Raw genomic sequence first — 21,586 nt, forward strand, 5'->3', positions numbered from 1 at the left:
CATGCCGGGATGGGCCACCGACGCCGTCTTCTACCACCTCTACCCCCTGGGAGCGTTCGGCGCCCCGGCCCGGAACGACCTCCACTCCACGCCCGAGCCCAGGCTGGCGCAGCTCCACGACTGGATCCCGCACCTGCGGGAGCTGGGCATCGGCGCGCTGTACCTGGGGCCGCTCTTCGAGTCCACCACGCACGGATACGACACCGCCGACTACCACCACGTCGACCGCCGGCTGGGGACCGACGCGACGCTGGCCGAGCTCGTAACGGCGCTGCACCGCGCCGGGATCCGGGTGGTGCTCGACGGCGTCTTCCACCACGTGGGTCGCGACTTCTGGGCCTTCCGCGACCTCCGGGCCCAGGGGGAGCGGTCCCCGTACCGCGACTGGTTCGCGGGCGTGGACTTCAGGCGGCGCAGCCCCCACGGCGACCCGTTCGCGTACGAGGGGTGGCGGGGGCACTACGACCTGGTGAAGCTGAACCTGCGCAACCCGGCGGTGCGGGAGCACCTGCTCGGGGCGGTGGAGCGGTGGGTCCGCGACTTCGGCGTGGACGGGTTGCGGCTGGACGTGGCGGAGGACGTCGACCCGCGCTTCCTGGAGGAGCTGGCCGCCTTCTGCCGGCGGCTCCGGCCGGACTTCTGGCTCCTGGGCGAGGCCATCCACGGCGACTACCGGCGCCTGGCGAACGCCGCGATGCTGGACTCGGCCACCAACTACGAGGTGTACAAGGGGCTGCACTCCAGCCACAACGACCGCAACTACTTCGAGCTGGCCTACGCGCTGGGCCGCCAGTTCGGGAAGCACGGGATCTACGCCGGCCTCCCCCTCTACAACTTCGCCGACAACCACGACGTGAACCGGGTGGCGAGCGTGCTCCGGGAGCCGGCCCACCTGTATCCGCTGCACGCGCTGCTGTTCACGATCCCGGGGGTGCCGTCCGTCTACTACGGGAGCGAGTGGGGGATCCCGGGACGGAAGAAGCGCGGCGACGACCGCCCGCTCCGGCCGCAGCTCCGCTGGCCGGAGGCGGCGGGCACGGCGCCGCACCCGGACCTGGCGCGCGCCATCGCGCGCTTCGCCCGGATCCGCCGGGAGTCCCCCGCCCTGCGCCGCGGCTCGTACCGCCAGCTCCACGTCGCCCACGAGCAGCTCGCCTTCACGCGCGAGAAGGACGGCGAGACGGTGGTGGTGGCGGTGAACTCGGCCGCGGAGCCGGCGGCGCTGGAAGTCGCCGCCCCGGTGCCGGACGGCACCACGCTGACCGACCTGCTGGAGCCTTCGGAGCGGTTCACCGCCCGCGCCGGCCGCCTGCGGATCGAGGCGGTGCCGCCGCGCTGGGCGCGCATCCTGGCGGTGCGGTAGCACGAAACCGCTGTGGCCCCGCCGGGCTGCCCCTCAGTCCACGTTCGGGATCCGCTGCCGCCCGTCCGCGGTGGGCACCGCGAACGCCACGTCGGCGAACATCTCCTCGTTGAACGGGTTGTAGTCCTCCCGCGGGGTGAAGGGCTGGTCCACGATCTGGGCCCCGTCGAACGAGGCGGCCTCCATGTTCTTCCACCCCCGCAGGATCCCCCCCGCGCTGTACCCGCCGATCTGGAAGCAGTGCATGAGCCGCTTCCCCGTGGTGGAGACGAACACCATGTACGGCTCGACGATCCGGTAGCGCCCGGAGGGCTCCGTGAGCCAGACCAGGCTGAGCGCCTTCCCCGCGGCGACGAAGGTCGCCTCCACCTCTTCCGGCTCCATTGCGCCTCTCGCGGAAACGTCCGTGGCACGAACCCTGTAGGGAACCCGCCCTCCCGCGGATGCAGAAACGGTTCCACGGTCCGGAGGGTCCGGAGCGCCGCGCGGGACCGCGAACACCGGAGAAGCATGCCCCCGCAGCGCCGCGCGTCGGACCGCACCTCGGTGAAGCTGGTCGGCTGGGTCGCCTGCCTCGCGCTGGCGGGGTCACTGACGTACACCTTCATCCGCGCGCTGGTGGAGGGGCCGGCGCAGGTGGACCCGCTCTTCTTCGCCATGCAGACGCTGGCGAGCCTGCTCTTCCTAGTCTACAGCATCCGGCTCCGCAACGGCATCTTCGTGGCGGCGAACACCGTCGCGCTGGTGAACGCCGTGGGCACCCTGGTGGTCGCCGCCACCCACTGAGCCGGGCTCATTTTTCCAGTCGTGGCGCGGGTTTCACGTTCCTTGCGGGGTTGACCCCGGCGGGGGCGGCGGGGTATCGTGCACCGCCCGGCGGGGAGCCGTCCCGACCCGTGTCCGCCCACCGTTCCTCCCTTCGCCGGCACCCCCGGCGATGCCACCTCGTATTTTATGAGGAGAGTCGTATGAGACGAAGTCTTGTCATCGCAGGTACCGCACTCGCCGTCACCGCCGCGTCCGCGCACGCGCAGGGGTCGAGCGTGCTCACCCACAGCTCCTGCAGCATGGCCCGGGGCGGTGCGGGGGTAGCGGCGCCCTGCGCCGACGGATCGGCGATCCTGTTTAGTCCGGCTGCGCTGACCATGCAGCCCAGCACCATCGGCCTGGGCGTCGCGGGGATCACCCAGGAGCGTGAGTTCACCTTCGACGCCACAGGCGAGCGGCTCCGGACCGACGCGGAAACGACGCAGGTACCGTACGGATACGCCAGCTACCGTTTCAGCGAGCGGCTCGCGGCCGGAATCGGGGTGTTCGCGCCGTACGGGGCGGGGATCGAGTGGCCCCTCGAGTTCGAGGGCCGCTTCGTCAGCTACGACTCGGACCTGCGGAACATCTACATCCAGCCCACGGTGGCCTTCCAGGCGGCCCCCTGGCTCTCCGTGGGAGCGGGGGTGGACGTCGTCCGCGCCTCCATCGAGATCAACCAGCGGCTGGACCTTGCGACCACGCCGACCGGTGCTCTGAATCCGGTGACCGGAGCGCCGCTGACGTTCGGCAACCTGGGAGTCCCGCTGGGCACCGACTTCGCCGAGGCCAGGCTCGAAGGCAACGGCACGGGCTACGGGTTCCACCTGGGGGCCATCGCCCGGTTCTCGGACCGCTTCTCTGTAGGTGCACGATACCTGAGCTCGGTGGAGATCGACTACGAGGGCGACGCGACGTTCTCTGCCGTTCCGACCGGGCTGACGCTCGCTGCCGGGAACCCGCTCAGGGCGCCGGCCGGCACCCCGGTCGACCTTCTCATCGCCCCGCAGTTCACGTCGGGATCGCTGGTCAACCAGGGCCTCGCTACCAGCCTGACCCTCCCGGACCAGCTCGTCGTCGGCGTGGCGGTCCGTCCGGTTCCCGCTCTGCAGCTCATGGCCGACTACCAGTGGACGGGATGGGAGAAGTTCGACGAGGCGCCCATCGACTTCGAGACCTCCACCGATCAGGTGCTGGTGCTCGACTACCAGAATACCGACACCTGGCGCCTGGGCGCGGAGTTCGCGGCCACGAATGCGCTGGCGCTGCGGGCCGGCTTCATCTACAACACCGCCGCGGAACGCGAGTTCTCGGTCTCGCCGCTTCTCCCCGAGGCCGAGCGCAACTACTACACGGCAGGAATCGGGTACCGGCTGGCGAACGGGCTCGGCATCGACGTGGGATACCAGTACATCGACCAGTCTGACCGGCGGGGGCGCGTCCGCGGGCGGGAGCCCGGCCTCTCCGAGGCTCAGCTCCGGGCTCTGAACGTGGGCGTCTACTCGGTGGACGCGAGCGTGCTGGGCATCACCCTGTCGTACCACCTCGGCGGACGCTGAGCCCTTCGCGCACCCGACACAGAATCCAGAAAGAGATCTTCTCATGAGACGAAACAGGTTCAAGCTCCTCGCGCTCACCCTGTCGGCAGCGTCCGTCCTGGCCGCCTGCGCGGAGGACGACGCGACGCCCATCGCCCCCGTCGCACCGAGCGTCGGCGGCGAGCTTTTCACCCGCTACGTGTCGCTGGGCCAGTCGAACACCGCCGGCCTGATGTCGGCCGGGATCAACGACAGCACCCAGCACCTGCCGTATCCGGTTCTCCTGGCGAGGAAGGCCGGGGCGGGCGAGCGGTTCTTCGTGCCCTCGCTCGAGATGCCGGGGTGTCCGCCGCCGCTCCTGGGCCCGCAGCCGCTCACCAGCCAGCGCGTCGGCGGCGGGACGGCCACGACCTGTGCGCTGCGTGCCCCCGAAAATCTCCCGTTCGTCTCGAACCTAGCCGTGCCCTCGTCGCGGATCGTCGACTGGGTGAACAACGGGCTGCCGGACACCCGCTCGAACGCTCTGACCACGCTGATCCTGGGTGGCCGGACGCAGCTCCAGGCCATGCGGGACGCGAACCCGACGTTCGTCTCCGTCTGGCCCGAGGGGAACGACGTGCTCGGAGCCGCCGCCGCCGGCGTTCCCGCGGCCGCGACCTCCCAGGCCGCGTTCGAGGCGGCGCTGGACCAGATCGTCGCCGGGATCAAGGCGGAGGGCGCGCAGGCGCTCTTCATGAGCGTGCTCAACGTGCCGCTGGTGGCCCCCGCCCTGCAGCCGGGCGCCTACTACTTCGCCCTCCAGGCCGCCGGCCAGTCGCCCAAGCCGGTCAGCCCCAACTGCGCGCCGGGGACCCCGGGCGGCTCCAGCCTGGTGTCGTTCGGCCTGCTCACCGATCCCAGCGTCGCCGTCATCAGCTGCAACGCCACCGACCCGGGCGTGCTGAGCCCCGCCGAGATCGGGGACGTCACCGCGCGGGTGAACGCCTACAACGCCGCGCTGAAGGCGCGGGCCGACGCGAACGGCTGGGCCTACCTCGACGTGAACGCCGTCGCCATGACCCAGGTCCTGAACGACCCCAACAAGCTGCGCAAGTGCCAGGGACTGGCGACCGCCACCCTCGCGACCTTCGCGCAGGCGGTGGCGGCCACCTGCCCCGGCCCCACGGCGCCCAACTTCTGGGGGTCCTTCATGTCGTTCGACCCCATCCACTTCAACGCGCAGCTGCACCAGCTCATCGCCAACGAGGCGGCCAGGGCCATCAACGGCAAGTTCGGAACGACCCTGCCGACGAGCTGATCGCCCGGCACCCGTACCGGAGCCGGTCAGGCAGCGAATGGGCGGTCCCTCACGGGGCCGCCCATTCGCCGTTCCGGCGGTCGCGCCGTCTCCCGGGACTTCGTATATTCGGGGGACACGCACCCGAAGGATCCGCACATGGCCGATCAGCCGACCCCCCAGGTCCCCCCGGGGATCCAGAAGATCCTGAACCGCTTCTCCACGATGAACCGGGAGATGGCGACGCAGGCGCTGGTCCAGTACTCGCACCGGCTCCCCGCGCTCCCGGAGCGGCTCCAGGCGCTGGACCCGGAGCAGTACCGGGTGCACGAGTGCCTGACCCCCGTCGCCCTCTTCGCGGAGGTGGAGGACGGGAAGATGCACTACTACGCCGACGTGCCGCAGGGTGCGCCCACCATCCGCGCCCTCCTGGCCATGCTCTTCGACGCCCTGAACGGCCAGCCGCCGGAGACCACCCTCGCCATCCCGCCCGACTTCGTCCGGCAGGTGATGAACAAGATCGGGCTGGGCACGCGCGAGGTGGGGCTGAACGCCATGGTGGAGCGGTTGAAGCGCGCCGCCCGCGAGGCCTCGGCGGCCGGGGCCTGACCCGGCGGCGCCCCTCGCGCGGGGGCGCCCGCACCCCTTGCGGCGGAGCGGTGCGGACGTTCTTTTTACGCTTTCCGCCGCACCCCGATCCGTCCAGCGCCGGGCCCGGTGCGGACGAGGACGTCGACACCAAAGGAGATGACGCATGCGTAACGCACTTCGAGCCCTGCCGAGATCCATGGGCTCGTTGCTGTGCGCGGCCCCGGTGCTGCTCGTCGGCCTGACCGCCTGCCTCCCGGAGGGGGGATACGACAAGGTCGTCGCCCGCGAGCAGCGGGAGCTTCCTGCCCACGCGTTCCCGGAGCCGCCGCGCGTCATCGCCGGCGTCGGCCAGGGCGGCGCCGGGGCGCAGCTGGTGGCGACCAACCTCCCCGCCGGCGTCACCCAGGAGATGGTGGACGAGGGGCAGCAGCTCTACGGTACGGTGTGCGTGGCCTGCCACGGCCCCGGCGGCACCGGCTCGCCCGCCGGCCCGCAGCTCACCGACGGCCAGTGGCTGAACATCTCCGGCAGCTTCGAGGAGATCGGCGGCGTCATCGCCAACGGCGTCCCGAACCCCAAGCAGTACCCCGGGGTCATGCCCCCGCGCGGCGGCGGCAACTTCGACGAGGCGCAGATCCGGGCGCTCGCGGCCTACGTCTACGCCCTGAGCCACCAGGGGGGCGGCGCATGAAGCGCGACGAGGGGAGCGAGGGGACCTTCCGCACGGTCCGCGGGCGGTACCAGGACTGGTTCGGCGCCGGGGACCGGGGCTCCCTCCCCGGCCGGGCCGTCGCGGACGACTACGACCACCCGGACACCGGTACAGAGGGAGGAGAGATGGGGAAGATGGTCCTGATGGGAATCGGCGGCGGCATCGGGGTGGTGCTCCTCGCGCTGGCCGTGCTCTCGTTCGTGACGGCGGCGCAGTGGGGCGAGATCGCCCGGGACGGCGCCGCGACCGGGTACACGGTGGTGGGCATCTTCCTCGTCATCGCCGGGCTGGGCTCGATCATCGCCACGTGGAACCACCTCTTCCGCGCGGCGGGCGCTCCGGCGCACCACTGATACACGCGGGCTGTCGGCAAAAGTGTTGACAGAATAGACGGAGCCGCTTAGGATAGGAACGAAGCACCCAGCTTTGTTCGTCGCAACGGCTCCGCCCACTCTCCCTCCGGGGCTCGTCGCTTCCTTCACCCTCATCGTTCGGAGGCCTCCATGGCCAACTTTCGCCTGCGCGCCGGTTTTGGCGTGCTCCTCGCCGGAATCCTGATCACCATCGGCGGCTGCAGCGAGCCGTCTGCCGTCGTGGATGCCGGCTCGGAGGCCGGCCATAGATACCAGTTCGTGGAGGGGCAGCAGCCGGTCGGCGGGGCCTCTTACACCGTGGTGGGGACGCCCCGGGTGGAGCAGGTGATCGGCCCGGAGGGCGGCACGCTGCAGATCCCGGGCGGACACACGCTCGCATTCCCCGCGGGGGCGCTGAGCAAGCCGACTCGCATCCAGGCCAAGGCGGATGCGCGGTACGTGGGAGTGGAGCTAGAGCCGCACGGGCTGCAGTTCCCGGCCGGGAACGGTCCAGTCCTGACCCTGAGCATGCAAGCCGCTCAGATGAACCAGTTCGCGAGCTTTTCGATCCTGTACGTGTCTCCGTCCGGTACCATCCTCGAGGTTCTCAGCGCCGATGCGGATCGCGTGCGGAATACGCTCACCACCCGCCTCTCTCACTTCTCGGGCTACCTGGCGGGTGGACACAGGAGCTAGATCCCGTAGTCATCCGGCACGTTAGCAGACCTCAGCACGAGGGGACCCGTGAGAACGGGGCCCCTTTGTCCTGTTTGGGGATCTTCGAAAAGCGACCGCGGCAGCGACATGGCCTCAGAAGTAGCCGACCTCATCCAGCGGGCCACAGCGGACGAGCGTGCCGGACAGTGGGCCTCAGCAATCAGCACCTACGAGGAGGCGTTCGCTCGCACGGTTTCGGCCAGAGATGAGCACGAGCTACTGGAGGTCATCACTCGTCTGGGCCACTGCCACCGTCACTCACGGCGAACCGACCTGGCGGAAGAGTACTTCGGTCTCGCGCTCGAGATGGCTAGGATCCGGAATGATTCCCATTTCGCCGGGCGAGCCCTGAAAGGGCTCGCAATCCTCCAGCAGAATCAGGGCGAGATTCTCAAGGCGCGAGAGACCTACCTTCAGGCCCGTGTCTACGCATCGACGCCGGGGAACGATGAGATCCTCGGAGAGATCGAGCAGAACCTCGGAATTATCGCGAACATCCAGGGCAACCTGGACGAGGCGTTGCAGCGATACCTCGCCGGTCTCGCGCACCTCGAGGCTGCAGGCAGCGAGCAGGGTTGCGCGCGAGTGCTCAACAACCTGGGCATGCTGCACGTAGACCTCCGCAAGCTGGAGCTTGCGGACAGCTACTTCCAACGCGCGCAGGCGATTTGCGCTCGCATCGGCGACATCGCCACAGCCGCAATCGTTCACATCAACCGAACGGAGCTGTTCCTCGCGCTCGGTGAGCCGGAGAAGGCCCGTGCAAGCTGCGACGAGGGATTCGAGATCTCCAGTCGCCTGAAAAACGACTTCGGCAAGTCCGAAGCTCTGAAGTTCTACGGCATCATTTATCGAGAGACAGGAAAGCCGCACCTCGCCGAGATCCATCTACGCCAGGCGATCGAGCTTGCCTCGAAGCACGACACACTTCTTGAGGCAGAATCACAGCGGGAACTCGGTCTGGCACTCAGGGCGCAGGACAAGAACCGGGAGGCTCTTGCCGCCCTCAACCGATCCCACACGCTTTTCAAGCAGCTGCAGGCGCAGCATGACCAGGCTGACGTCAACCACCGGATCTCCAACCTGGAGGGCGACTTCCTGTCCCTGGTCCGGAGTTGGGGCGAATCGATCGAAGCGAAGGACAGGTACACCAGCGGTCACTGCCAGCGCGTCGCCGACTATGCCTGCCGGATCGCCCAGGAGGCCGGGATCCCGGAGCACGAGATCACGTGGTTCCGCATGGGAGCCTTCCTGCACGACGTCGGCAAGACCGAGGTTCCTGAGGAGATCCTCAACAAGCCGGGGCGCCTGACGGACGAGGAGCGCCTGACCATGGAGCGGCACACCGTGATCGGCGACGAGATGCTGGCGCCGGTGGAGTTCCCCTGGGACATCCGCCCCATCGTCCGGTCGCACCACGAGCGCTGGGACGGGACGGGCTACCCGGACCGCCTGGCCGGCGAGGCGATCCCCTTCACGGCGCGCATCCTCCGCATCGCCGACATCTTCGACGCGCTCACCACCACCCGGAGCTACCGGGAGCCGCTCACCCCCGAGCGCGCCTACGAGATCATGGTGGAGGACTTCGGCTCGTTCGACCCGGACCTCTTCGAGATCTTCCGAAGGCTCTATCCCGAGTTCGCGGAGAGCGCGCGCAGCGCCAATTCGGAGCGGGACAGCGAGTTCCTGACGGCAGGCCGCGGCTGAAGAGGGCTGCTTCGCAGCCGCTCGCACGAACAGGGGCCCCCCACGCTTGTGGAGGGCCCCTTCCCTTTCCCAGCTCCTCGGGCGCGGCCCGGCTCCCGCCGTCTACACCCCGGCAGCCACCTCCGCCTCGATCCCCCGCATCCGCAGGATGAGCTCCACCGTCTCGCCGATCTTGTTGTTCGGCGTGGACGCCCCGGCCGTCAGGCCGATGGTGAGCGGCCCCTCCGGGAGCCAGTCCTCGGCCACCACCTCGGGCGTGTCGAAGGGGCTCCCGTTGGGCTTGAAGCGGATCGTCCCCGCCTCCGCGTCGATGCACCCCGCGTCCGCGATGTGGAAGGTGGGGGTGTGGCGCGCGCAGAGCACCGCCAGGTGGTTGGTGTTGGACGAGTTGTAGCCGCCGATCACCACCATCAGGTCCGGCGGGCCCTCCGGCCCCGCCACCAGCTTCACCACCGCGTCCTGCCGCTCCTGCGTGGCCGAGCAGATGGTGTCGAACGAGCGGAAGTGCGCCTCCGGCGTGTACCCCGGCTCCCCGCCGAAGCGCCGCTCCAGCGACTGCGCCACCTCCGCCGCGATCGCCAGCGAGTCGCCCGAGAGCATGGTCGTCTGGTTGGCGACGCCGATCCGGGCCAGGTGCAGGTCCGGGTCGAAGCCGGGCGACACCTTCTCCGCGAAGTGCGCCATGAAGGCCTCGCGCGAAAGGGCGCCGGGCTTCCCCTCCAGGTAGTCCATCACCAGGCGCGCCTCGTCCATCTCGCGGACGATCAGGAACGCCCCGCCCGGGTGGCGGAAGACCTGGCTCGCGGTGGCACGCGTCTCCTCGTGGTAGTACTTGCCGTGGATGAGCGCGGTGAAGCCGTCGCGGGCGTACTGCTCCACCCGCTTCCAGACGTTCAGCACGCTCCCGCAGGTGGTGTCCACCAGGATGCAGCCCAGCGCCTGCAGCCGCCGGAAGTCCGCCACGGTGACGCCGAAGGCGGGGAGGATCACCACGTCCTCCGGGGTGATCGCGGAGAAGTCGAACTCCCCGTCATCGCCCGCGTACAGGAAGACGATCCCCATCTCCGTCAGCCGGCGGTTGACGTGGGGGTTGTGGATGATCTCCCCGACCAGGAAGATGCGGCGGTCGGGGAACTGGGTCCGGGTCTCGTAGGCGTAGTCCACCGCCCGGTCCACCCCGTAGCAGAACCCGAACTCCTCGGCGAGGCGGACCGTGACGCGCCGGTCGCCCTCCCCGAAGCTCTCCTCGTAGCCGCGGGCGCGGATGCGCTCCACCAGCCCGCTGTGGTAGTCGGCCTGGATCAGCGGCTCGATGGCCTGCTTGAGCCCGAACCCCCGTCGAAAGTACGTTTGCTCCATGATTCCCGCGGGCGTCCCGAGTCGCTCTTCCCGGCTCCGCCGGGGCGCCTGAACGCTAACGGCAGAGCCCTGCCGCCGCAACCGGAACGCCGCGTCGGGTCTCGCTTTCGCGCCGCACAGGGAATAGTTTTTGCCCCGCTCCGGGCCCGGCCGCCCCGCGGTGCCGCGGGCCGTCACGCGCGCGACGATCCCTTTCCACGAGAGAACTGCCCCAGATGACCACCCGGAGACGTGCGGCGCCCCATGGAGGCGAAGGATGAGGGCCGCGAAGGGGAAGCGCCTCGGCGGCGCGCCCCCGCGGCCCGGCCGCTGGGCCCGCCGTCCCCCTCCCTCCGGGGCGCAGGGGGAGCGGCGCTCCGAGGTCCTCTTCCTCCTGGCGCTGGGGCTCTTCCTGCTGGGCGGGGTGGTGGGCTTCGGGTGGGAGATGGACCGCCAGGTCCGCGGAGGGATCCTGCGGCAGCGCGCGGAGGCGGAGCGCAGGCCGGACTGGGTGCCGCTCGACCGGCTCCCCCCGGCCCTCCCCCGCATGGTGGTGGCGGTGGTGGACCCCGGCTTCCCTGACCGGGATCCGCTGGACACCGACGCCAGCGGGGCCACCCTCCCCCGGGAGCTGGTGCGGCAGGTGCACGTGCTCTCCGACGACCTGGCCGGGGAGGCGCGGGGGCTGATGATGACCCCTTCGCTGGAGCAGCGCCTGTCCCGCCGCGAGGTGCTGGAGCTGTACCTGAACCGGGTGTACTTCGGGAAGCACGGCGGGTACCCCGTGTACGGCGTCTACCACGCCGCGCAGGAGTTCTTCGGCAAGGAGCCGCGGGAGCTGACGCTGGGGGAGACGGCGACGCTGGCGGGGCTCCTCCTGCGCCCCCGCATCGAGGACCCGGAGAGCGCGCCGGGAGCCGTGGGCGCGCGCCGCAACGAGGTGCTGCGGCGGATGCTGCAGGCGGGCGAGATCGACATGGCGGCCTACCGGGCCGCCACCGCCGAGCCGCTCGCCTTCCAGCCCGGCCTCGACTACGCCCCCATGACGCGCCCGCTCAGGTGGGAGGAGGAGACACCGGCGCTGCGGCTGCCTGCGGAGCCGAATCCGGCGGACTCGGCGAGGGCGCGGCCGGGGGCGTGAACGGCCGGGAAAGGTGGGCCTGCACCAGCCGCCACTCCCCGCGCGCCCGCTGGTACACCCCGGAGAGGTGGAGGGTGTCCGCCTCCTCCGGGGCGCCGGCCCGCCGCACCTCGATCCCCGTGGCGAACCAGGCGGTCTGCGCGCGGGGCCCCAGGAGCACCCGGACCTCCTGCACCCGGACGGTCCCCGGAACGGTGTCGCCCACCTCGCCGAGCGTTGCGGCCAGCCGGTCGGGTCCGACCGAGGGACTCCCCCCGCCGGGCCCGATCGTGTACACTTCGGGGGACGGCGCGAGCGCGAACACCGCCGCCTCGGCATCGCCGCGGTCCAGCGCCGGCCCCACGGCCGACACCCGGTCGGTCAGCTCCGCCGCGAGCAGCTCCCGCTCGCCGGGGGCGGGATCCCGCTGGGCGTAGAACTGGCGGGGTGTCGGCTCGATCTTGCAGGCAGCGAGCAGCAGCGTCGCGCAGAGCGCGGTCCCCAGCGGTCGGTGCACGGCGTCTCCAGGTCGAGTCGGGGTCGGGAAGCAGCCGTACCAAGATGCGCCCGGAGCCCCCGGTGTCAAGCCGCGGCGGCGCGGGACACCCCGGGCGCCCTGCGGTGTATCCTCCCCGCCCGACGCGGCCCTGCGCCGGCTCCCCTTGACGAGCCCCCGGCATTTCACCATCGTCCGGCGCCACTACATCCGTTCATGCGAGAGGTGCGATGATCTGGTTCGGCAATCTCCCCATGCCGCGGGCCGCCGCGCTCCCCCCGGAGCGGCTTCGGGGCGACGCGCGCGCCCGCATGGCCTGGGCGCTGCGCACGGTGGCGGCGCGCGAGCCGCACCTGACCGGGGACGCCCTCCTGGACGCGGTGGAGGCCACGGGCGGGGTGGACCGGGAAACGGCGCTGCGCCTCCTCCCCTGGTTCCGGCACTTCGACGCGGACCGGCACTTCGCCGACAACCTGCGGCGCCTGGCGCTGAAGGGGACGGCGGCGGAGGAGGACTTCCTGGGCGCGGTGCGCTACGTGGTGGAAGAGCTCACCGGGAGCGGCGACGTGGCCGGGGTGGGGCCGGAGGCGGGGATCCGCTTCCGGAGCGGAGAGCGGGAGGGGATCGTGCTGGCGTACCCGCAGGTGGCGTGGTCGCCGGGCGGGGAGACGCGCAAGAGCGTGGCGGCGGCCGTGGAGGAGATGCCGGACGCGCTGGTGGTCGTGGCGAAGAACTTCGTCCCGGGCGCGGCCGACCAGCTCTCCGGGATGCTGGCCGGGACCGGGGTTCCCGGGACGCTGCTCACCGTCAACCTCCTCCTGGGGCTCCGGGCGGTCAAGCTGCGCTACCAGCCCTCGCCCGACCGGGTGCTCGACACCCTGGGGGCGGGGCGCCCGCTCCGCTCCGTGGACGTGGCGCTGCTGGGCAACCGCGCGTAGCCGCCCGCCCCCGGAAGGGACCCGCGCCCGGGGCCGCCTGCGCGCGGTCCCGGGCGCTCCCGCGTGGGGGAGCATGGGCGCGATCCCGTCCGGGGGAGGGCCGCCCCTTGCGGAACCGGCAGAATTCCCTACCGTTGGACATCGCAATGAGTACGGCTGCCGGATTTCCGCGGATTCGCTCCGCGGCCACAGGCACAGGACGGGCGGACGGATGAGCTATCGGATCAAGAGCGTGGCCGCCCTCACGGGTATCAACAGTGCCACGCTGCGGGCGTGGGAGCGGCGGTATCGCCTGGTGACGCCGCACCGCACCCCCGGCGGGTACCGCGTCTACTCCGACCAGGACGTGGACACCATCGCGCGGGTCAAGGCGCTGCTGGAGCGCGGGCTCAAGGTGAGCGAGGCGGTGGAGATCGTGCGCCGCGGCGAGTCCACCCCCACCCTCCCGGAGGTCGCCTCGGACACGGAGTCCACCCTGCGGGTGCGGGAAGCCGTCCTGGAGGCGCTGCTGGACTTCGACCGCGCGGCGGCCGACCGGCTCTACGACCGCCTGGGCGCGCTCTCCTTCCCGGACCGGGTGGAGGAGGTGCTGATGCCCATCCTCCGCCGCGTGGGCGAGCTGTGGGCCTCGGGAGAGGCCACCGTGACGCAGGAGCACTTCACCGCCGTGTTCGCGCGGGAGAAGCTGGAGTCCATGCTCGGCTTCCTTTCGGCGGCGCCCGCGGACGGGCCGGAGGTGGTCTTCGCGGGGCTCCCCGGGGAGCAGCACGAGCTGGGGCTGCTGGGGGTGGCGGTCCACCTGGCGGCGGGGGGGTGGCGGGTCACGTACCTCGGCGCGGACGTCCCCTTCGCCGACCTGCAGGCCACGCTGGCGGAGCGTGCCCCTTCACTGCTCTGCACCTCGATCATCCTCCCCATCTCCCACGACCAGTGCAGGGCGGTGGCGCTCCGGCTGCGCGAGCTCGCCCCGAAGCGGACGGCGGTGGTGATCGGGGGCGCGGGGATCCCGGAGGGGGTGCCGGAGGTAAACGTTCGGGGAGTCACCATGCTCCGCCGCTTCCGGGAGGGCAACGGGATCCTCACCCCGCCCCCGCGGGCGTGACCCCCTGTCCGCCGCGAAGCTCCCCCAACCTCCGAGGCACACATGGCGTTCGTGAGAGAGCAGGAGCGGGACGACCCGGCGGAGGAGACGGGGTGGGTCCCGGTGGCCACCTACGGGATGGTGTACGAGGCCGAGTTCGCGCGGGCGACGCTGGAGAGCGCGCAGATCCCCGCACAGGTGCACGGCACGGAGCACGTGGGGCTGTTCGGCCCGGGCTGGATGGGCCCCAGCAACCGCGGGATCACCGTCCTGGTGCCGCGCGAGTGCCTGGAGGAGGCGAGGGAGCTGCTGGGGATGGAGGAGGAGGGGGGCTGAGGGGTGCGGAAGTGCGAGGTGCGAGGTGCGAACGAAAGGAGGCGCGGCCCCGGGCGGGGCCGCGCCTCCTTTCGTTCGCCGCACGGAGTGACGGCAGGGGCTGGCGGGGTGCTAACGCGTGAGCGCGAGCTCCGCGATGCGGGCGTCGTCTCCCTGGAAGGTGAACCGCGCGGTATAGACGGTCCCGCTGCCGGGGGAGCGCAGGCGCAACACGGCGGACGTGGCGCTGCCCCGATAGTCGACGACTTCCGCGTCCGCCAGCCGGGTCCGCATCCCCCGAAGCTGTTCCAGGTGCGCCGACATCGTGAAGTCGCTGCGGAACTCCCGCGTGAACGTCTCCTGGACGAAGCGCCGGATTGCGGCGTCGCCTTCGCTGGCCATGAGGCTCAGGAACTCGCGCACCCGCCCGCCGGCAGGGGTGTCCGGGAGGGCGACCCCGTTGCTCGCTGCCGCTGCCGGCGCATCACCGACCCGCTGCGCGGTGAAGGTGCCTCCGCCCTGCTCGGCCCGGAACGCGCTCACGCGGCCCGCGTCGTCACGCACGAACTCCATCGTCAAGCCCAGCGAAGGCACCGCAAAGCGCGTCTCGGAGGTGGCCGTCATCGCCGCCGAGTTCTCGCCGGACGTCATCACCAGACCTGCACCCTCGCGCCGGATCGTCGCCTCCGGGCCACTGGGGATACGGTACTCGCCGGCGTACTCGTCCAGCAGCGCCACGGGCACGACCGCGGCGGGGGCCTCCTCGGGAAGCCGCCCGGTCAGCGCGGCGTGCCTGACCGCGTTCCAGGCCGCAACGAACGCCGGACTCTGCGCGTTCGTGAGCGCTACCGCGATCGCGTTCTGCTCCGGGAGGAGCACGTACTCCGCGTGGAAGTATGGGTTCCCGCCGTCGTGCCAGATGCGCCGCCCCTCTGGCGCCTCCACGACACCCCAGCCGTAGCCGTAGTGCATGTTCGAGCCGGGCAGCTCCGCCACGTGCGGAGCGAACAGCTGCCGGCGGCTCTCTGCATCGAGCACGGCGTCTCCCTGCAGCGCCTCCAGCCAGCGGTAGAGGTCGTGGACGGTCGAGAGCATGCCTCCGTTGCCGCGCAGGTGCCAGCCAGGACCGTCGGCGCGCCACGGTTGGTCCAGCGGCGATCCCCAGTCGGTCCCGTCGGAGCGATACCCGTGCGCCAGCCGGTCCTTCGGCCAGGTCGGTGCCGTGTACCCCGTTTCGCGAAGACCAGCCGGCGCGAAGAGCCGCTCCTGCACGTACCGTTCGTACGGCATCCCCGATGCCTTCTCCACGACGGCCGCAAGGATCGAGTAGCCGGTGTTGGAGTACCGGTACGAGGCGCCCGGCTTCGAGCGCAGCGGCGCCCCCATCGCCAGCGCGATCAGCGAGTCTCGCGAGACCGGGTCCCGGTCCGAGCCCGTCGCGCTCCCGAAGCCCGCGGTGTGGGTCAGCAGCTGGTGCAGCGTGATCCCACGCTTGTCCGCCGGGACCCGATCGAAGAAGGTGCCCAGGGTGTCCGTAATCGAGAGCCGGCCCTCCTCCTGCAGCTTCACGATCGCCGCACCCGTGACTCCCTTCACCAGCGAGCCGATGTCGCTCACGGTGCGTGGAGTCCAGCGACGCCCCGTCTCCCGGTCCGCCTCGCCGTACCCCTGCGCGAAGACCACCTCACCGCCGCGCGCCACCAGGAACGCCCCCGCCAGCCCCGGCTCCGACGAGAGCCGCGCATCCAGCACCCGCGCCAGGTCTCCTTCCAGCACGATGCCGTCGGCCGAAGGGGCGCGGTTTCCGCTCGCGCACGCCGTCACGGCGGTGGTCAGCGCAACGACTGTCCAGGTTTTCGGCATCTCGAAGCCTCCGGAATCGCTTACAGGTGTAAGACTGGTGGATGAAAAAAAACGCGCCTCAACAGAGGCGCGCGGGTTCAGGGGGACGGGAAGCGGCGAGCGGCCCAGCGGCGCGCCTCCCCGTCGAATTCGGCGGGCCTTCCGTCCACCCGGTAGCTGACCAGCCACTCTCCGTCACGGGCGGATCGCACTTCGAGGCGACGTTCGCGGAGGGGCCCACGCTCCGCGAGCACCAGGAATCCACCGGGGGCGATGCGCTCGACCCGCCCCCCGGGACCGAAGGAAATGCCGCGGACCACGACTTCCTCCGTGACGGAGAGGACTCCAAGCGGCGCGGGCAGACCGGGCCCGAAGGCGATCAGCGCGAGGATCGAGGATGTGCCGCCCACGAGCGCGACCCGGCGGGCGAGGGCGCGGCCCTGCTGCCCGGTGCGCGGATCGAGAACCCGGTGGACGCGGACGATGAGCGGAGACGGCTCGCCACCCAGGCCGGACACCGCACCGACGGGGCGGCTCCTGAAGCACGCCGCGAACAGGGCGAGCGACTCGACCAGCGAGCGGCGGTCGCCGGTGTGCAGCACCGCGTAGTCGTCGCACGTGAACTCGGCCGTCTCGCGCATTCGGGCGGCGGCCAGACGGTGCAGCGGCTGGAAGAAGAAGATCGCGACCAGGAGCTCGGACGCCGCGCGCCAGAGCGGGTCTCGCCGCCGGAGGTGGGCGAGCTCGTGCGCCAGCACACTCTCCCGCTGCGAAGGAGAGAGCCGCCGGAACAGAGGCTCGGGGACGCAGATCTCCGCACGGCCGAGCGCCGCTGGAACCAGTAGCTGCTCGGAAGCGGTGAGGCGGACCGGCCGGCGCAGCCCGAAGCGGCTCGACAGCGTCCGGAGCGGCACCAGCAGCTCCGGACCATCGACGGGGCGGCGGTCCGCCAGCGTGCGCCAGAAGATTCTCCTCCTGCGCTCACGCACGCCCAGGCCGAGACAGGCTCCGGCTGCCCAGACTGCGACCCAGAGGCCGGCCGCGGGAGCCCCGGGCCCGGTGCCGGAAGGGGGCTGCAGCCACGCCGTCGCGCTCCCGCCGAGCGGCGACGGCTCGGCCACGCGCACGCCGAGGCCGACCTGGAGGGTGGCGCTCAGCAGCGCCCCCGTCGTTGCGAGCTTCCAGACCACGTCCCGCACGTCCAGGCGGCGGCAGGCCTGCGTCAGCACCCACGCGCAGCCGAGGAGAATGGTGCTGTGCAGTGCGTATGTAGCCAGCCAGGCGAAGAGGGTTTCGCCGCTCACGGGTTCTCTTTCGGGCCAGGCGACCACCGGGCCAGCAGCTCGCGGATTCGCTCCACGTCACCTTCGCGCACCTCGCCGGCCTCCAGCACGTGGCTGACCATCGCCGCCACGTCGCCCCGGAAGACTCGCGAGACCACGTTGTCTACCGTTGCCCGCGCCACGCCCGAGCGCGGCACCGTCGCGCGATACACGAACTCGCGGCCGTTTTCCCGGTGCGCCAGCATGCCCTGCTTCTCCAGGCGGCCCAGGAGCGTGCCGATCGTCTTACGCGCCAGCCCGGTCCGCTCCACCAGCGCGTCGTGAACGTCCGCCACCGTGGCCTCGCCGCGGACCCACAGCACGTCCATGATCTCCAGCTGCAGGTCCGTCATCTGTGACAGATCCTTCATTCTCCCCTCCGTCGCTTACACGTGTAAGACTAACGGCGAACAGAACGAGCGCAAGGGTCTCGTGCGATCACCGCTGAACCGAGAGCCGCGGCCGTCGGGTCGCAGGAGCGGAACTTCGCGGCATCTCCAGGTCGGACCGGCGCGTGCAGCGTGACCGGCTGCAGCGGACGCTCCGACCTGGAGATGCCGCACCCGCTGCAGGACGGAAGCGGCGAAGTCGTGCGACGGCTGCCGCTAGCGGCAGCCGTCGCTCACCACCTCGCCCTCGATCACCACGGCGCAGACGTGCGTGGTGTACTCGAAGGGGTCGCCGTCGAAGAGTGCCAGGTCGGCGTCCTTGCCCGGCTCCAGGGAGCCCACGCGCCGGTCGGCGCCGATGACGCGCGCCGCGTCGATGGTGACGGCGCGGAGGGCGTTCTCCTGCCCCAGGCCGTTGGCGGCGGCCACGGCGGCCTCGAAGAGGACCACGCGGGTCTTGGGGACGTACCCCTCGAACCCGCTCTGCAGCGCCACGGGGATGCCGCGGTCGCGGAGGAGCTTCGCCGTCTCCAGCGAGGCGTTCTCCGTCTCTCCTCCGGTCCGGACCATGCTGGGGTGCAGGATCACCGGGACCCCGGCGGCGCGGATCTCGTCGGCCACCAGGTACGCCTCGGCGGCGCCGTCCAGCACCAGCTTGAAGCCGAACTCCTTTGCCAGCCGCAGGGCCGCCAGGATCTCGGTGGCGCGCTGCGCGGTGAAGAGCGCCTGGCGCTCCCCGTTCAGCACCTGCACCAGCGCCTCCAGCTTCAGGTCGCGCGCCTGCCCGCCCGCCTTCCGCTTGCGCTCGTACTCGCGCGCCTTGAGGAACTCGGTGCGGAGCATGGCGACGCCGCGCGCGCGGGTCCCGGGGCTCTTGAAGTTGCCGGCGACGCTCGGCCCCAGGGTGAAGGCCACCATGGTGGCGGAGTCCACCAGCGCCTCGCCCACGTTGTCGCCCCGCGTCTTGACGATCATCGTCTGCCCGCTGGCGAGGGCGCCGGGGCCGTGCCCCGTGTGCACCGTGGTGACGCCGAAGCCGCGGAGCCAGGCCACCAGCTCGTCGCTCGCGTTGTAGGCGTCCACCGCGCGCAGCTCCGGCTGCACGGCGTCGGTGCGGTCGAGCTGGTCCTGGTCGTGTGGCTGGTTGAGGATCCCGGCGAGCCCCACCACCGAGTGCGCGTCCACCAGCCCGGGGGTGACCACCTTCGCCTGGAGGACGCGGTAGCCGGCGGGGACCGCCACCTGCGAGGCGGGGCCCACGCGCTCCACCTTGCCGTCGCGGACCAGCACGACGCCGTCGCGGATGGGGGCGCCGGCCATAGTGTGCACGGTCTCGCCGCGGACGGCGAGCTGCGCGGAGAGCGCGGGGGCGGCGAGCGCCACCACCCCCACGAGGGCGGCGAACGGTGCGATCCGGCTCATTCGTGCCCCTCCTCGCCCTCGTGGGTGTGCATGGCGGTCCCGCGGTAGACGCCGTAGCCGCCCACGGCGAGCTTGCGCTGCTCGGGGTCGGCGCGGTCGAACACCTTGCGGCCCTCGATCCAGGTCTGCTCCACGTGCGTGTACGTGCTGAACGGGTCGCCGGACAGGATGATGAAGTCGGCGTCCTTGCCGCGCTCCAGCGAGCCGACCCGGTCGCCCAGGTCCATCATCTCCGCGGCGTCCAGCGTCACCGCGCGCAGCGCCCGCTCGCGAGAGAGCCCGAAGCGCACCCCCATGGCGGCGGAGCGCAGGAAGAAGCGGGAGTCGGTGATCCCGTCGTCGGTGTGGAAGGCGATGAGCGGGGCACCGGCACGCTCCAGCGCCGCCCCGCTGACGTTGCTGTACTCGGAGGCTTCCAGCTTCCCGCCGGGGGCGTCCAGCGCGATGATGGAGGCCGGCACGCGCGCCGCGGCGATCTGGTCGGCGACCTTGTACGCTTCGCTGGCGTGCTGCAGCACCACGCGGAACCCGAACTCCTCGCGGAGCCGGAGCACGGTGAGGATGTCGTCGGCGCGGTGGGTGTGGAAGTGGACGACGCGCTTGCCGTCCAGCACCTCGGCGAGCGTCTCCAGCTCCAGGTCGCGCGCGGGCATCTTGGAGGCGTCGCCGCGGGCGGCGCGGACCTTCTCCCGGTACTCGCGCGCCTTGACGAAGCGGTCGCGGACGATGGCCGCGGCGCGCGCGCGGGTCCCCGGGTGCGGAGCGCTCCCGCGCGGGTTGGTGCCGTTGGCCATCTTCAGCCCGCCGCACACGTCGCGGACGGGATCGGAGCAGAAGAGGAGCCCGTCGATGGAGTGGGCGTCGCGCAGCTTCAGGTACGCCGTCTGCCCGCTCATCAGCAGCCCGGAGCCGGGCATCACGTTCACCGTGGTGACCCCGCCCGCCCGCGCCCGGCGAATCCCGGGGTTGCGGGGGTCGATGGTGTCGAGGATGCGCACGGCCGGGTGGAGCGGCGTGGACTGGTCGCCGCCGTCTCCCCCGCCGATGTGGGAGTGGGTATCCACCAGCCCCGGCATGATGATCTTGCCGGCCACGTCGTGGACCTCGGCGCCCGCCGGGATCGGCGTGCTCGGCCCGCCGACCGCCACGATCTTCCCGCCGCGCACGACGAGGACGCCGTCGGCGATGGGGGCGGAGGCGATGGGGAGGAGGGTGGCGCCCCGAAAGGCCTGGGCGCGCTCCTGCGCCGCCAGCGGCACCGACCCGACGGCGGCCGCGAGCAGAAGGGTGCGTACGAACGTTCGCTTCATTCGGATGCCTGCTCCTTGGAGGAAAGTCCGGTGGGAGCCCTAAATATATACCCGGTAGCGGAATAGCGGGAGGAGTCGCCCCCGTGCCCGGCTGTACTGCAAGCGACGCAGCGCCGAAGGCTTGCGCTTACACCAGCGTTGACGGAACCGCAACGGGCCACCAGATTGGGAATCTGCTTTGTCGCCAACGAAGGAGGTCCCGTGCGAAATTCCGCCCCCGTGCGGACCCGCCGCCGCAGTCCGGCGCGCGATCCGCTGAAGAAGGCGAGCTTCCAGATGCACACTTCCACGCTGGAAGCAATCCGGCAGGCGGTCGAGCACGGCGCTGCCGCCAGCCACAACGAGTTCGTGGAGGATGCCGTCGTCGCCAGGCTGCGGGAGCTGCGGCGGGCGAAGGTCTACGCCGGGTACGAGGAAGCTGCGCGTGATCCCCTGTTCATGGCCGACATGCGGGAAACGGCCGCCGCGTTCGACGCGGCGCTCCTCGACGGGCTTCCCGTGAAGGGCTCGTAGCGCCGTGGCGCATACCGGAATCGTACGGCGTTGGGAACTCTACTGGGCCGACCTCGATCCTGTCGTGGGGAACGAGCAGGGCGGCGACCGCCGGCCGGTCCTCGTCGTCTCCAACGACGGATTCAACCGTGCGTTCGACCTGGTCACGGTGATCTCCCTCACGAAGCTGGAGGGGAAGCGGCGAAAGGTGTACCCGTTCGAAGTCCTCCTGCCGCCGGAGATCGTCGGGACGGGCTACACCAGCATCGTGATGCCCCAGCAGATCCGTACCATCTCGCGTTTTCGGCTGCTGGAGCGCATCGGGATGATGGAGGACGTCGAGAAGCGGGAAGAGATCGAGAACCGGCTCCTCGAGCACCTGGACATCGAATTCGAAGCCGAATTCCCGCAGTAGGACTGCACGGAGGCAGCCGGCTGGGACGTGGAGAGGGGGGGG

23 protein-coding genes are annotated in these 21,586 nt (G+C 71.1%); 15 read left to right on the top strand and 8 right to left on the bottom strand.

All coding sequences use genetic code 11. The features are described 5' to 3' along the window. Position 1: 1 nt before the first annotated feature. Positions 2-1,363, top strand: coding sequence for an alpha-amylase family glycosyl hydrolase (locus VGR37_14330; GenBank protein ID HEV2148577.1), 1,362 nt, complete (start codon positions 2-4; stop codon positions 1,361-1,363). A gap of 33 nt (positions 1,364-1,396) precedes the next feature. On the opposite strand, the gene VGR37_14335 is transcribed toward VGR37_14330, so the two are convergent. Next, positions 1,397-1,747, bottom strand: a complete 351-nt coding sequence (locus VGR37_14335; GenBank protein ID HEV2148578.1) for a hypothetical protein — start codon at positions 1,745-1,747, stop codon at positions 1,397-1,399. A gap of 126 nt (positions 1,748-1,873) precedes the next feature. Here VGR37_14335 and VGR37_14340 point away from each other — a divergent pair, with 126 nt between their 5' ends. The 8 genes from VGR37_14340 to VGR37_14375 all read left to right on the top strand — a co-directional run bounded on the left by VGR37_14340 (position 1,874) and on the right by VGR37_14375 (position 9,064). Then, complete coding sequence (locus tag VGR37_14340) at positions 1,874-2,149, top strand: hypothetical protein (protein ID HEV2148579.1); 276 nt, start codon at positions 1,874-1,876, stop codon at positions 2,147-2,149. A gap of 182 nt (positions 2,150-2,331) precedes the next feature. Beyond that, entirely contained in the window at positions 2,332-3,729 is a 1,398-nt protein-coding gene (locus VGR37_14345; GenBank protein HEV2148580.1) for an outer membrane protein transport protein, read from the top strand. A gap of 43 nt (positions 3,730-3,772) precedes the next feature. Further along, complete coding sequence (locus VGR37_14350) at positions 3,773-5,005, top strand: hypothetical protein (GenBank protein HEV2148581.1); 1,233 nt, start codon at positions 3,773-3,775, stop codon at positions 5,003-5,005. 138 nt (positions 5,006-5,143) lie between these two features. Beyond that, positions 5,144-5,593: a SufE family protein gene (locus VGR37_14355; GenBank protein HEV2148582.1), complete on the top strand. Its 450-nt coding sequence runs from the start codon at positions 5,144-5,146 to the stop codon at positions 5,591-5,593. Positions 5,594-5,771: 178 nt separating this feature from the next. After that, on the top strand, positions 5,772-6,266 hold the full coding sequence (locus tag VGR37_14360) for a cytochrome c (GenBank protein ID HEV2148583.1): 495 nt from the start codon (positions 5,772-5,774) through the stop codon (positions 6,264-6,266). Next, entirely contained in the window at positions 6,263-6,640 is a 378-nt protein-coding gene (locus VGR37_14365) for a hypothetical protein (GenBank protein ID HEV2148584.1), read from the top strand. Before VGR37_14360 ends, VGR37_14365 begins: the two co-directional genes overlap by 4 nt. Before the next feature lie 150 nt (positions 6,641-6,790). Then, a complete protein-coding gene (locus VGR37_14370; GenBank protein HEV2148585.1) occupies positions 6,791-7,336 on the top strand; it encodes a hypothetical protein in 546 nt (181 codons plus the stop codon). 108 nt (positions 7,337-7,444) lie between these two features. Beyond that, positions 7,445-9,064 (top strand): HD domain-containing phosphohydrolase, encoded by a 1,620-nt coding sequence (locus VGR37_14375; GenBank protein ID HEV2148586.1) that lies wholly within the window; start codon positions 7,445-7,447, stop codon positions 9,062-9,064. Between the two features lie 102 nt (positions 9,065-9,166). Here the strand turns inward: VGR37_14375 and VGR37_14380 are convergent, their stop codons facing one another. Next, positions 9,167-10,423 (bottom strand): 4-hydroxy-3-methylbut-2-enyl diphosphate reductase, encoded by a 1,257-nt coding sequence (locus tag VGR37_14380; GenBank protein HEV2148587.1) that lies wholly within the window; start codon positions 10,421-10,423, stop codon positions 9,167-9,169. Between the two features lie 256 nt (positions 10,424-10,679). On the opposite strand from VGR37_14380, the gene VGR37_14385 reads away from it, so the two are divergent. Further along, positions 10,680-11,543 carry a transglycosylase domain-containing protein gene (locus VGR37_14385; GenBank protein ID HEV2148588.1) on the top strand — a complete coding sequence of 288 codons (864 nt, stop codon included), beginning with the start codon at positions 10,680-10,682 and terminating at the stop codon, positions 11,541-11,543. On the opposite strand, the gene VGR37_14390 is transcribed toward VGR37_14385, so the two are convergent. Beyond that, a complete protein-coding gene (locus VGR37_14390; GenBank protein ID HEV2148589.1) occupies positions 11,458-12,039 on the bottom strand; it encodes a nuclear transport factor 2 family protein in 582 nt (193 codons plus the stop codon). The genes VGR37_14385 and VGR37_14390 overlap by 86 nt on opposite strands. Positions 12,040-12,248: 209 nt before the next feature. On the opposite strand from VGR37_14390, the gene VGR37_14395 reads away from it, so the two are divergent. From VGR37_14395 to VGR37_14405, 3 genes are all read left to right on the top strand, one after another. Then, on the top strand, positions 12,249-12,956 hold the full coding sequence (locus VGR37_14395; protein ID HEV2148590.1) for a hypothetical protein: 708 nt from the start codon (positions 12,249-12,251) through the stop codon (positions 12,954-12,956). Positions 12,957-13,167: 211 nt separating this feature from the next. After that, entirely contained in the window at positions 13,168-14,058 is an 891-nt protein-coding gene (locus VGR37_14400; GenBank protein ID HEV2148591.1) for a MerR family transcriptional regulator, read from the top strand. Between the two features lie 42 nt (positions 14,059-14,100). Beyond that, positions 14,101-14,373 (top strand): hypothetical protein, encoded by a 273-nt coding sequence (locus tag VGR37_14405; GenBank protein ID HEV2148592.1) that lies wholly within the window; start codon positions 14,101-14,103, stop codon positions 14,371-14,373. A gap of 111 nt (positions 14,374-14,484) precedes the next feature. On the opposite strand, the gene VGR37_14410 is transcribed toward VGR37_14405, so the two are convergent. The 5 genes from VGR37_14410 to VGR37_14430 all read right to left on the bottom strand — a co-directional run bounded on the left by VGR37_14410 (position 14,485) and on the right by VGR37_14430 (position 20,637). After that, entirely contained in the window at positions 14,485-16,215 is a 1,731-nt protein-coding gene (locus VGR37_14410) for a serine hydrolase (protein ID HEV2148593.1), read from the bottom strand. Between the two features lie 77 nt (positions 16,216-16,292). Next, positions 16,293-17,498, bottom strand: a complete 1,206-nt coding sequence (locus VGR37_14415; protein HEV2148594.1) for a M56 family metallopeptidase — start codon at positions 17,496-17,498, stop codon at positions 16,293-16,295. Next, positions 17,495-17,887 (bottom strand): BlaI/MecI/CopY family transcriptional regulator, encoded by a 393-nt coding sequence (locus tag VGR37_14420; protein ID HEV2148595.1) that lies wholly within the window; start codon positions 17,885-17,887, stop codon positions 17,495-17,497. The genes VGR37_14415 and VGR37_14420 overlap by 4 nt, the downstream gene beginning before the upstream one ends. A gap of 234 nt (positions 17,888-18,121) precedes the next feature. Beyond that, positions 18,122-19,327: an amidohydrolase family protein gene (locus VGR37_14425; GenBank protein ID HEV2148596.1), complete on the bottom strand. Its 1,206-nt coding sequence runs from the start codon at positions 19,325-19,327 to the stop codon at positions 18,122-18,124. Then, complete coding sequence (locus VGR37_14430) at positions 19,324-20,637, bottom strand: amidohydrolase family protein (protein ID HEV2148597.1); 1,314 nt, start codon at positions 20,635-20,637, stop codon at positions 19,324-19,326. Before VGR37_14430 ends, VGR37_14425 begins: the two co-directional genes overlap by 4 nt. 201 nt (positions 20,638-20,838) lie before the next feature. On the opposite strand from VGR37_14430, the gene VGR37_14435 reads away from it, so the two are divergent. Next, positions 20,839-21,150, top strand: a complete 312-nt coding sequence (locus tag VGR37_14435) for a hypothetical protein (GenBank protein HEV2148598.1) — start codon at positions 20,839-20,841, stop codon at positions 21,148-21,150. Between the two features lie 4 nt (positions 21,151-21,154). Beyond that, the gene (locus VGR37_14440) at positions 21,155-21,544 is read left to right on the top strand and encodes a type II toxin-antitoxin system PemK/MazF family toxin (GenBank protein HEV2148599.1); all 390 of its coding nucleotides are present in this window, start codon (positions 21,155-21,157) and stop codon (positions 21,542-21,544) included. Positions 21,545-21,586 lie beyond the last annotated feature (42 nt).

The sequence above is a fragment of the Longimicrobiaceae bacterium genome, assembly GCA_035936415.1.
In the GTDB taxonomy this organism is placed as follows: domain Bacteria; phylum Gemmatimonadota; class Gemmatimonadetes; order Longimicrobiales; family Longimicrobiaceae; genus JAFAYN01.